Origin of the sequence: Paenibacillus sp. FSL R10-2748, from assembly GCF_038005565.1 — a bacterium.
Classification (GTDB): domain Bacteria; phylum Bacillota; class Bacilli; order Paenibacillales; family Paenibacillaceae; genus Paenibacillus; species Paenibacillus polymyxa_B.
Map to the genome: position 1 here is coordinate 203,699 of NZ_JBBOTK010000008.1, position 12,174 is coordinate 215,872.

11 protein-coding genes are annotated in these 12,174 nt (G+C 37.8%); all 11 read right to left on the reverse strand.

The window, feature by feature from the left end; genetic code table 11:
• Positions 1-2: 2 nt before the first annotated feature.
• Positions 3-1,520 carry an AAA family ATPase gene (locus NSS66_RS21830; protein ID WP_340959761.1) on the reverse strand — a complete coding sequence of 506 codons (1,518 nt, stop codon included), beginning with the start codon at positions 1,518-1,520 and terminating at the stop codon, positions 3-5.
• A 154-nt stretch (positions 1,521-1,674) separates the two neighbouring features.
• A complete protein-coding gene (locus NSS66_RS21835; protein ID WP_340959762.1) occupies positions 1,675-2,178 on the reverse strand; it encodes a hypothetical protein in 504 nt (167 codons plus the stop codon).
• A gap of 707 nt (positions 2,179-2,885) precedes the next feature.
• Positions 2,886-4,922 (reverse strand): hypothetical protein, encoded by a 2,037-nt coding sequence (locus tag NSS66_RS21840; protein ID WP_340959764.1) that lies wholly within the window; start codon positions 4,920-4,922, stop codon positions 2,886-2,888.
• Positions 4,922-5,407: a hypothetical protein gene (locus tag NSS66_RS21845; protein ID WP_340959765.1), complete on the reverse strand. Its 486-nt coding sequence runs from the start codon at positions 5,405-5,407 to the stop codon at positions 4,922-4,924. Before NSS66_RS21845 ends, NSS66_RS21840 begins: the two co-directional genes overlap by 1 nt.
• Before the next feature lie 2 nt (positions 5,408-5,409).
• Positions 5,410-6,345, reverse strand: a complete 936-nt coding sequence (locus NSS66_RS21850; RefSeq protein WP_340959766.1) for a hypothetical protein — start codon at positions 6,343-6,345, stop codon at positions 5,410-5,412.
• Positions 6,338-6,577 carry a hypothetical protein gene (locus NSS66_RS21855; RefSeq protein WP_340959767.1) on the reverse strand — a complete coding sequence of 80 codons (240 nt, stop codon included), beginning with the start codon at positions 6,575-6,577 and terminating at the stop codon, positions 6,338-6,340. Before NSS66_RS21855 ends, NSS66_RS21850 begins: the two co-directional genes overlap by 8 nt.
• A 59-nt stretch (positions 6,578-6,636) precedes the next feature.
• The gene (locus tag NSS66_RS21860; RefSeq protein ID WP_340959768.1) at positions 6,637-7,008 is read right to left on the reverse strand and encodes a hypothetical protein; all 372 of its coding nucleotides are present in this window, start codon (positions 7,006-7,008) and stop codon (positions 6,637-6,639) included.
• A 106-nt stretch (positions 7,009-7,114) separates the two neighbouring features.
• Positions 7,115-7,552: a hypothetical protein gene (locus NSS66_RS21865; protein ID WP_340959769.1), complete on the reverse strand. Its 438-nt coding sequence runs from the start codon at positions 7,550-7,552 to the stop codon at positions 7,115-7,117.
• A 310-nt stretch (positions 7,553-7,862) separates the two neighbouring features.
• Positions 7,863-8,033, reverse strand: a complete 171-nt coding sequence (locus NSS66_RS21870; RefSeq protein WP_165084527.1) for a hypothetical protein — start codon at positions 8,031-8,033, stop codon at positions 7,863-7,865.
• A gap of 162 nt (positions 8,034-8,195) precedes the next feature.
• On the reverse strand, positions 8,196-8,870 hold the full coding sequence (locus NSS66_RS21875) for a hypothetical protein (RefSeq protein ID WP_340959770.1): 675 nt from the start codon (positions 8,868-8,870) through the stop codon (positions 8,196-8,198).
• Complete coding sequence (locus NSS66_RS21880; RefSeq protein ID WP_340959771.1) at positions 8,870-11,857, reverse strand: contractile injection system protein, VgrG/Pvc8 family; 2,988 nt, start codon at positions 11,855-11,857, stop codon at positions 8,870-8,872. Before NSS66_RS21880 ends, NSS66_RS21875 begins: the two co-directional genes overlap by 1 nt.
• Positions 11,858-12,174: the final 317 nt, after the last annotated feature.

Genomic DNA, 12,174 nt, shown 5'->3' on the forward strand with positions numbered 1-12,174 from the left:
TGTTACCTAAACACCCCATCAACAGCATTATCAATTTGATCTACAATCTCACTTCGTGCAGATTGAAAGTGATTCTGTAGCGTAGGGCGAACACGAGAAACATAGTACGAGATAAAGTTACTTTCTTTTGTTAATCCAGCAAAATAACCATGGCCAAGCGGATAGTATTCAAGGACAATGTTATAGAAATCTTTGATTTTATTGGATACTTCTTTTTCGATTTCTCTTTGTGCTAACAAATCAGCAAGATCCTCGAGCCTTGGTGGAAACTCAATACAAGCCATTCGCCCAAGAAGTGCATCATCAACGTCTTCCGTACTTTCATCTAGTGTATTCATTGTAAAGAAGAACATCACTTCACTGTCTATCCATAATTTCTCCCCGTTTGGTAAAATGATTCCGTTCTCTTCTCCGCGATATGCTGCCTCAATTAGAGAAAACACTTCACCTAGTGCTTGACTTATTTTAGTTCTGTTAATTTCTTCTACAACTATGTATTTCTTTTTCTCTTGGATGGCTTTTGCCAAAGGGCCTAGCTTCCAAGAAAATCTATCTGTATCTGTTTCAGGTTGAAGGCCAATGATTAAGTTCTCATAGGTCCAGCCTTCGTGTAGTTGAATAGATACCCTTTCATCAGAATCTCTTGGGACAATGCTATCAATGACTCTGGTTTTCCCTGTTCTTGGTGGGCCATATAATAATATTGCTCTTTCCCCACTGTCGATAAGTTGTGATACTTGAACCTTTGGATCTTGTTTTAACCATGCTGGTGCGCTCGATACTGTAACCATACGTCTGATTCTCCTTTTATAATCCTCATTTGCTTCAAAAATCTCGTTATTAGCCAGTTGATCAGTATTTACAAGTGAATTTTTACATATCTCATTTATTTCAGCTTCAGTTAATACTTCTTCTTGAAACTCAATTTCGAAATTCTCCCGAGTAAAGATTAATTCATATTCAACATTGTTGAGGTTTAGAATTTCAAACATACGCTCAATTAAGTACTGTTTGCTATTTCCCTCCGGTATACCTTCTCTAACCAACAACCAAATTGCAAATGATAAGTTTGGTATTGATACGCGAGAATCGTCGCTTAATGCAAACCCATTCTTACCATAACCCAATCCTTCAGGATAGGACCTACCCTTTGTAACATACAGGGTTCGCCCACTTTGTGAGGGTGCAATGTCCAAGTAAGAAGTGGGATTTATAGTTACTACAGATCCGCTACTTAACCAACGCTGAATAGTTGTTTGGATTATTGAGCGAGAAGCATCGCTTTTCATTGTCATAAATCTCTTAGTGTGTGCAAATGGTATAAAGAAACTGCCATCGGCTTCTCCAAACGAGAATAGCCTATTAAGTGATGGGGTCGAGTTTCCTGTATCTATTTCAACCGATTCCCCATCCTTTAATCCCATTACTTTAAGTACAAACCAAATCTTTAACATGTGATCGGCTGTACCCTTCATTCTTTGCAAAGCTTCTCGAAGTGTTTGTTTACTTATATATGGCATTAAGTTTCCTCCATTATCACTTTTTTGTATCTTTGAAAATCAGAAAGGGACAATTGTTGATTGACAAAAGAAAGAGCTAGTTCAGTCTCAGCTCCATTAGCACTGATTATTTAGTGATGCCTCCTCCAGGTTGAAACATTCAGTTTATGAAATCTTAAATTCTGTATGAATCGGCTTTTTGAAGTACACTCTTTGATGGTTTAACCTTATTTGTGCTGCAATTCCATTCATATGTTTTAATTTCCTCATCGACTATATTTTTTGCAAAACAATCTTCTAGTGGCGTGTTCGCACCTTTAGATAATTTTTGATTATAATCAGTTGTTCTTTTAATAATACGTTCTATCGTCTCTTCCCCAAGCCCCTTTCTTATTTGCTTCTTCGTCTCTTCCTCAAGAAATCTATAGTATCTTGCTCTAACCTCTCTCCCTCTCCCAGCAACAATATCTTTATAGATTTTAAGAAGATTCTTCTTCTCAATGTATTCTATTTTCTTTAAGTGCTTATAATTATTCTCATAATCTCTACGTAATGAAGAGAAAATATCAAAAAATATGTCGTAATACCTCTCATGGTGCTGTATATACTCCCTATCATTGTAGGCATCTCGTCGTATCATAGATTCAATTTCCGAACGTAATGTACTGTTACTGTTCATAGTCTCCACTCCTTTACTAAAGTCACTCTTATGTATTATGTAATGATGAAAGATAAAATCATCCTATAAGCATTGAAGAATATGTGAATTTATGAGTTAGTATTAAGTTCGATAAATATAGTAGAGCCTGGCTCTTGCAGCTGCCAAAGCTAACCACCATCCCTTCTAATGCAACAAACCCAATTAAACTGCAATCAAGAGGGATTAGTAAAGTGATCGACCCGACATCTCATACACAACTCTCAACCCTACTCCATAGCAGCGAATTTCCTAACAGGTGCTGTACATTCAACAAAGATTACATGTAGCACTTTCGCTTGACATTCTAAGGCGTGCTCTTCCCGCCGCACGATAAATAAATCTTCATTCTGTAAATCATAGATCCTCTTTCCAACATTCACCACGACCAAACATTCTTCTCATACTCGGTGGGTAAGTTTACCCTGAATAAATCGAACGATTACTTTTTGTGAGGGACATGTCCTATATAAAATCTACGTCATGCTGGGTAACGAGTGCAGCATGACGTTTTCTACTTTACAAGGTGTCCATTTTATACGCATTCCATGGAATTTTAAAAAAATCAATTGAGATAAAAAAGAAGAACCACCGGAAAAGTTTGGGAACTGAAAATCTCAATCCTTTTTCAACTTACACTCCAATCAGAATTCAAGAATTAAAGCGACCTGCACCTTGTCCTTAGATGTTTATAATTCATCCTGAACGCTGTATGAAATAATATGCTCATCAGCGTGAATTCGCTTGTAGCTTCCTTCTGGTAGCCTATCGAGAAGCCCGTCATTTTGCTCCATTTTATAGAGTACAAAAACTTGTTGTGTTTTACCCAATTCCAAAAGTTCCTTAATTAATTCTTTCGCACTACTAAGATCAGCATTTTGCTGTGCAGGTTCGTCGAACACTAAAAATCCTAAATTATTGCCATAATTCATCGAGATCTTCTGCAATGCAATAATGTAAGACCAAATAATTCTAATGGTATCACTCGCAGATGAATCAGCATTCAGATCAAATCCTTGGACACTTGGAAGATAGTTGTAGTCATCAATAAAAATATTGCTGATAGTTGTAGATTCAAAGTTGAAATTGGTGAGTAATCGTTTGAATTCCTCATTCAGATTTTTCAAAATTCTTTTGTCATAATCATTGATAAAGTTAGATGGGAGTTTATCTAGCTGCTCTTTATCAACAGCCCACTGACTTCCTATGTTCCTCAGTTGTGACCATAATTTATCTACATCATCCTCAAGTTCAATTAAGTTTGTTTTCATAACCTTAAGATCCACAATTTGCTGAACATAACTCTGTGATATTGCCTTATTATTTGATATCATATCCGATTTGATAATTCGAATTCTTGATGATATATTTTCGATACGTTCTTCTAATTTAGCTATTAACTCTTTCTTAGAGCGTACCAAGTCAAATTGAGTGTTATGAGTAAATTCAAGCATAGATTTTTCATTATCAAGATGTATAATTGATTCATCAATTGTCATCACTTTGGAGTCATTACCTTGTTCAAACAAAGTATCATTAATTCTTTGACCACACGTAGGACATTTTAATTTTGTAATGTTTGCATTCTCTAACGAACCTAGTTTGATGAGTTTCCTTAGGTCTTTATTTTCATCTAAATCCTTATTAATTAAATTAATTCTTGCTTCAATGGAATCCAATTGTTCTTGTTCAAGGGCTAAATCATTTCGAGTCTCCATTAACTTAAGTGTGAAATTTTCAAGTAATCCACTTAGCTCATTTAGCTCACGATTTAAAGCCTCGCTTCTGTTTTTAATAAGTGGTTCAGACTGATTATTAAGCTCATCAATCTCTACTTGAATTTTGTTAATTACTTCTCTAATTAAAACCCTTTTATCATCCTCCTTTGAGGAAATTATTGGATTTTCATTTTCTGATATGACATAGGGACTCTCTGTTAAACCTTCGATTGTGAACCCTGCTTTTTTTCTTATTCGAGAGATAATACTTTGACATACAACATTCCACTCAGTTTCTGTTTGCTTCAACTTTGCTTTCGCAATATTATATTTCCTCTCAGTTTCTAATACGGACAATCCAAGCACATATTCAAGCACCCGCTTTTTCGAATCCTTAATTTTATAATAATTAGGCATTGTTGCAAGGATATTTGTCCATCCCTTTTTTTGCTCTATGTAAAAACACGAGACAATGGTTTGAATATAAAGCGGGACAGTATCACCGTCATATGTTGAAACAGTTGGTAATTCCAGACCTATAAATTTCTCTAGGAAAGCATGGAATCCCCTTAAATTTTTTGCTGCACCACCATCATGGACAAAATAATCAGTGAAAGAGCACTCTTTATTCATAACTTCATCAAGTGTCGTATTATACACACTAACTAATTTAACTTTTCTGTCATTATGCTTTGGACTTCGTTGTATAGTAATAACATTACCATGGGAATTTTCAATCTCTAAGTAAATGTCTGATTGAACTACAAATTTCTCCTCACCATTTTTTTCGATAAGTGATCTTAATACTGGCTTTATTGCCCTCTCATTTTTATGTCCAAGAATCTCCTCTAATCCTAAACAAAACAGGATTGTTTCGCCTATAGTGCTTTTTCCTTTAGTATTAGTGTATGAACTAATTATATTAAGCCCAGAATCAAATGTATCTCTAAATTCTAAAACTTCATCTGCGGTATTCACTCTAATGTAAAGCTGATTGATTTTTATCATTAGATACTACCTTTCTCCAATATGCTTAATAATTTAGCTTCAGATAGCCTCTTCTTTATTTTCGATAGCTGGCTTTTCTCGTATGCAAGGAGACTTTCATCCATACTGAGTTCATCAAAAAGTGTGACTCCCTTTTCTGTTAAAACCAATTTTCCTGTCTTACTGTACTCAGTTAGCCTCTCAGCATTGCTGTAGCTAATCACTCTACTTAACATAGGGTTATACCGCCAATTTTTAACGAATTTTTGGCCGTTATTATTTATTAACCAATTCAAATAATCTAACAGTGTTTCATTTTCTAAAGCATCAGAGACTATTTGAATTTTAAGAATAGAACTACCACTTTTCGATGATGCCATTCCTAGTATTAGCACTAATCTAGATACTTGAAATATTACTCTGTATTTATAAGTGATATGAATAGGTCTATTCGTAAAATTCAAGTCAGTAATATACTCTTTAATTGACTCCAGCTCATTACTCATAATTATCCTCCAAAATCAAGAGGACATAGCATCAACCATTCTGCAATAATCCTCTTAGACAACTGTTCAATTCCTGCATTTTCAAAATTTTCTCCTAATCCTTCTATCAGTGAGTCCAGCAGCTCTTGCTGGATTTTTTCGTAAAGTTTATCTTTAGGTAATTGAGACAACAAGCACTCGTCTTCAATTCTCTCACCTAGTCCCATTTTAATCCTATTAAGCCTACTGTACTGTTCGGGAAATCTTCTCTCTAACTTGTTAACAACCTTCATTCCACGCTGGAAATAGAAAACAAAGTTGTCTACAATTTTATCAGTTTTTCTATTCTTTTCTTCATCTGTCACTGGTTGAATATCAACAAGTGAACGAACTTTTCGTCTTAAATTTTTAATATGATCAGAATCGCATTCATCCCAATTTACTGTTTTAGGTTCTTCAACGGAAATATCAATTTTGTACTCCATCAAAAGCATATGTCTCCTAAGCTCAATACTAAAATCTGTATGCTCTTTAATCAAAACTTTAAAATTTGTGTCCAGATGATCTAGACCTAATTCTTGATACTCTTCCTCCTTAGATCTACAATGTGCTACAAGACTTTTATCCTTAAATTCTGGGGTAATTAGGTGCCATTCCATAATTTTTTGAGCTCCTAGCACCTTTTTTAATTGCTTCTCATAAGTAACTAACTTCTTTAAATCTGTCGTAATCTTACTTATTTGCTTTGAAGTCAGTTCTTTTGTCTCGTACTGACTCTCTGGACAGTAACACTGAAATACTTTACCTGATTCAACTGTTAAACCTTCAATACCGCTATCTCCGCTTACATTGGCTGGCATTCTTTGATATAGTTCATTTTCATACTTATCTTTTAAGCAATGCTGTATTATTGCTTCCCAAGAGTTACCGTCAAACTCACCTATATCAATTTTATACATCTGTAACCTCTCTATATCGAAGAATTAACAAATCATCTAACAAAATTGTATTAGCTTTCATGCTATATTCACTCAAGGATGATTTTGTCACAAAAGTGACTGCACCTGTGTTGATATACCTAACTTCAATTGTCTCAGTAAGCTCATCCAAAAAAAGTACCTCTACCTCTTTAGAATCGATATATAATTGCTTTAATGACCTCGTTGCATCTTTAATTGCAGAAAAAGTCATATGATCACCTTCCAATTAGGCACGTCATCTTTTTTAATGTAATATTTTTACTTGGAGAGTTAAGCCATCGTCTTCTTAGCCAATGCCTCTTTAAGCTTATTCAGTGCATATTCTCTAATTAATTTAACTACCTGCTTATCTTTAATTGTTGATAGGGTTGTTGCTCTATTAGCGAAATCTTTTATTGAGGCTCCGAGTAAATAGCACTCATTATCCACAAATATATAGCGATCATGAAAATTCTTTACTTGGCACCACTCAAAATTTCCTCGCTGAGCTTTATACTTTTCTATAGCAACGGGAGTATCTCCCTGTAGCTTAGAAGTTAATATTTTTATAGCTACAGACTGAGCTACTTCTTCCAGCACCAGGAACAGTGAAGAATCTATGTAATTATCAACAATTAAAATCTCTTTTTTAGCACCAATCAAAATCGCTTTTATGGTGTTATAAACGTCAAACTGTCGTCCTTTCTCAAAGAAGAACGTATCTTTCTGATCCCTTTTCGATTCGCTTCTCTGAGTAAGCCAAGCATTCTCAAACCATAATTTTTCTTTTACTTCGATCTCTCCATTCAGAGTTTACTAAGCCATACTCCAATTGTACTTGTTGATAAAATTCGCCATCCTCCATATACCATATTTGAACTTCATTTTCTATAACCGAGAATCCTAAATCCTTCAGATGCTCTGATTCAATTGTTCCAACTACTTCTTCAATTTTGTTGGTGATACTGTTGTAACCATATTCCTTAACTATCAACAAGTACGGCACATCTTGCTCTACAAAAAATAAAAACTTCACAAAACCTGTGCGTCTTCCAAACCCAACATTATCCTGATAGAGTGTTAGGTTTTTTTCAGTGAAAATCTTCCTTCTATTCTCTGAGGTCAGCCCATAACTGGCCTTGTACAAATTACTTAAAATGTAATGCTTTGAACTTGATCCCCAAATTTTCTTGTCCTTATGAGACAAAAGTAATAATACCATTTGCCTAATGAAAAATTTGTCGTTTTATGTCGGTATATTTGTTTTTTTCAAAGAAAGATAATAAATTTAAAATTTCACGAATAGAAAATAGGCTTAACTCTAAAATCACATAGACAACACCCAAACTGAATCAGCTAAAAAAAACAGCGGTCAAGACAGAATGACTTCTGTTTCAACCACCGCTTTTATTTGAATCAGCGTACCAATCAGTTAAATTCATTTCGCTTACAATAAAACATACAAACTACTCTCTGTCCTCCACACATATAAAATTTACTAACCCTCTATTAAAAAGTTACTTTTCCTTCCTAACACCCTTAAAGGGAGTGTTATCAGATGTTTTAGCATCTAAAAATCTTCCGTTACTTGCATCCCTTTTAACCCATGTGTCATTTTTAGGATTGTAAGTTTGAGATCTATCTCTTACAGCTCCTTTTCTGTAGTCGTTGCCAGTATTTTTCGCCACGTTATTCCAGTCCCTTCCTTTTTATATTGTAAATTATATGTACTAATTCAATATCTATCAATAACATTTAGCGACGATACCGACGAAAGCGCCAAACTACGCCAAAGTCAGTATCGTCGCTATCACTCAGAGAAAGCAAGACAATAACATCTATTATCCAGGTTACTTGCTCCAACCTATTCCAATTTCCCCAAAGGAAGTCTCGCTTTCATTCAATCCCTCAGGATCACTCGTTCCAATCGCTTCAATTTCTTTCTTGGTTAATATTATGTCATTACTTAAATCTTTAATCTTTCTCGTGTATATTGATTTAAGAAGTTCAACTTGTTCGTCCGTCATCTCATAATAATCTCGCCAAGATTCAACCGCTGAATCATATTCCATTAACTGGCTTTCTAAAAGATAGCCACCATTTAAAACGATTCTTACTACGTTATCTATAGAGATCATATTATCCTGATCCCCCCAGAAAGCTGTAGTAATGGAAGGAACGGGCACACCTTCTTCCCCTTCTTCCAGCAGATACTCCAAAGTTTCGTTTTTGGCTAGTTCCAAAACTTCATTGGGTGCTCCTTCAAAAAAATCAATAGCAGCTTTAACATCTGAACGAGAAACATTGTCATTTCGGAATGCTGCAACACAATACTTTTCACTGAATGTAATTGTCGCTCTCCCACCTGTTCCGTCGATAACACTGTAGTTCATTCCATCCCAAGAATGTTCATAGGACAGTTCAGGGTAATGGGCCACCATAATTGCGTGCGCAATAGATGAAAGTATACATCCCTTCCAAAGATCGTGTTTATTCCATCCTTTAGTTATCATTATAGGCTTCATTATGGTCTCCCTTTTTTAGGTTTAGAAGGTGGATTCGCTTTATTGGCTTTCGATGAATCTGAAGGCAAAATATTTGATTTATCTCTGTTTTCTTTACGTGTTAGTACCTGGGCATTACTATAACTGTTACTTCCACCTTTATCTTTGGGGTAAATATGATCAATTTGCCATTCATTCTGATCGGGAGTAACACCTTTTTGGCTTTTTTGTGGCTTAGTAGCAATTTGACCAGATTGATCAGATTTCACCACGCCTCCGTTTTGTTTTCTATTTTCCTCTATAATTTTTTTCTTTTGGGCAGGTGTGAAATTTTTGCCTGGCCCCACATGTTTTGAATCCTCAAGATTGGAATAAGGACCTGATTCTGCGTCCTTGTTTCCTTTATTTTCAGGAACACTCTTTTTCGGTTTCTGTGGTGTTGGCGAGCCCTTACTCGACTTGGTATCAGTGGGCTTAGGAGGGGTCGAGCCCTGCTTGTTTTTTTCTTTAATCATTTTCCAGAGTTCAGCAGAATCTCCTCCTGTATTCGACGCCCCGTGGTAGGACATCACACCTCCATGATATATCATACCAGCAGATGCAACGTTCACCAACACACCAGCCGGAGATAATACGACCGATCCATCAAGGAGAAAACCACCAACCTCTCCCCCCGTACCAATCATCATCTCTCCAACTCCAGCTACAGTGCTGAACACATCTCCTATCACTTCACCTGTTTTACCTGCAATCGGATGTTTTGGGTTGTAGTCAATTTGATGTTTACCATGTGATACACTTCTTAAACCAGCTTGGTATGCTCCTTGAGTAGCATCCCATGCCATTTCACTGCTAATCCGGGCTCCTTCTAACTGTAGTTGTGCGTTCAGTAATTCAGCCTCACCTTGCTTCTCTAATGCTCGTTCCCACCAAGACTGAGATTTCTCTTCTTTCGTTGGCTTTTCTTGTTGTGCCATGTAACTGTCGTAGTTCGCCCTCCAGCGTTGTCTCAACTCGGCGGGAATTTGCTGATAAGCACGAGCCATAGCATTCGATTCTTTCAGTAAGTTTTGAACGAGCTCCAGAGGACCACCGGAATGCGCCACATGACGCGCACTCGTGTATACTTTGCCTAAAATCCACTTGCTATAATAGGCTTGTTTCGCTTGCTCATGCTCATACTGACTAATCAATCCTTGAAGCGCCAAACCTGCCAAATGTTTCAACGGATGTACACCCGCTTCTTTAGACGCTCCCAAGGTAGGCGTTCCTTTGCTGCGAACAGGAATCGCTGCGGTTGCTTGTAAAACCGTTGCTGCTACCTTACCTGCTATTCCACCCGATGTATTCAACATCACGTTGGCTACTTTCCCGACTGCTGGAATGGAGCCTAATAGCTTGGATACTGTACCCAGCAAAGCGTTGGCCTGTTGAAGTGCCGCTGGACTTGTAACCTTTGCCGTAGGAGTAGAAGTTGCACTGCTGGAAGAAGCGTTGGCTGCTGCAGTTTGAGCCGCTTCATAGGCTTTAATACTCATCAATGGAGGCTCAGGTACAGGAGGGAGGTCAGCTACGAAAACTGGAGCTTTTACCGTACCTTCCTGATAAATCACTGGGGCTTTGGTGTCTGTCTCACCATCCAGCACCATACTGCTGGCTCCACCTTTTAAGTATAGTGCGGTTCCAGCTTCAAGTGATAGTTCCTGACCTGCATCCAGCTTTACATGACCGCCCTGAATCTGTACATTCCCTGGACTGTTGACGGTGATACCCGTATCCTCATGTAGTGTAATCGAAAACCCATCGGAAGTGGACAGGGTCAGCTCCTGCTCAGACATTTCTATGCCGCTACCTTGTACGTGTTTCCATGCCTTCACATCTGGCTGTCCATTGGCGTGGCGATGCTGTCGCAAGGAATCTGTCACATAGGCCTCCTGTTCACAGTGTGTAGGTAAATATAGCTCCACTTGTTCCCCAACTTCAGGCATGTCGTACCAACCGCTATGCTCTTCTGCGACATAACGGGTAGCTACGGGAAACCAGCAGGCTTTAGCTGGGTCTTGCTTCGGGTCAATTTCCAGTTGAAGTTGTACGAAATCCTGTTGTACCTTCAGCACCGTTCCCGTGAGTGAAATCCCGATAGCTTGATCGTTTTCATACCGAGCATACTGAATATCCTGTTCGGCTTGGAGATCATAACGAGTTTGGAGTAAACCGTCCTTTAACTCTGTCACTGCCCGAACAATGACCAGCTCTTTGCCTTGTCCGATAGGTAACGTGATAAAGTCACCCAGTGCATAGTATTGCAGATTTTCAATCGTATAGGTGATATACGCGCCAGCACGTTCCCCCGGGTTCCCTCTATCTAAATCATGAAATGTTTTCCGTACCCTATAAAATACATCTCGCTCCACCTTGTGCTGCTTGCCTTCCGGCATCCCAAAGAAAATCTTAGGTGATGCAGCCGTGATCTCCGGTACAAGTACCGAACCAAAGCGAGAGACAAGACGCTTTAAAAAGGCCCAATCGGTTTCTTCATATTGTAAAACAAAAGCACCTAACTGGGCATAGTTGGTTACGGTATCAATGGCATCTCCATACATGTACTTCCGAACCATTGTAGTGACCAGATCATCATAGGTACGGTGAATATCCTGATAGGAGCGCCTTTTCGTTTTGATATCCATTTGATAGGAATGCGAGGCCGCCTCCAGATCAAAGGTATATACTCCCCTTATACAGTGTACGGACATGCGTGTAACTAAACCGTGAAACAATCTTCTCATCGACTGTCCTTGCTCATCCAACTGACGTATAACAATCGGTTCCTGCTCCATGTCCTGTCCAACACACGCGGCTCCCTGTTCTTCCGACAGCATGCCGCTCACATACAGGTATGCATGATCGTTAACGGCCCTGGTAATTCGCAATTGTTCCATATGCTGAGGTTGAAAGGGACCGTATAAGCGTAGACTTTCATATCCTATTCCGTTTTGCAGTACGTCCAAATGCTTTCATATCTCCTTTCCAGCGGCACAAGGCACGTTCGCCAGCTACCTTGTGTTTACATGTGTTCGTAGCTATCACACCATTCAGATTCTGAGTTTAAGAGGTTATTTTTAACAGAAAACCATTCTTATGTATGTATCGGATAGAATAAAGCTTTTGTTTACAGAAAGCCCCATCCATTCTGTTATTTTGAATTAACATAGCGAACGAATGAATATATGAATTACCCTAAAACCGTCTTGGCCTTAAATGAAAATAGATATTATTACTTTGAAAGACTTCCTGTTATCGGTGAAGCCTTATTTTATTTTAGGAG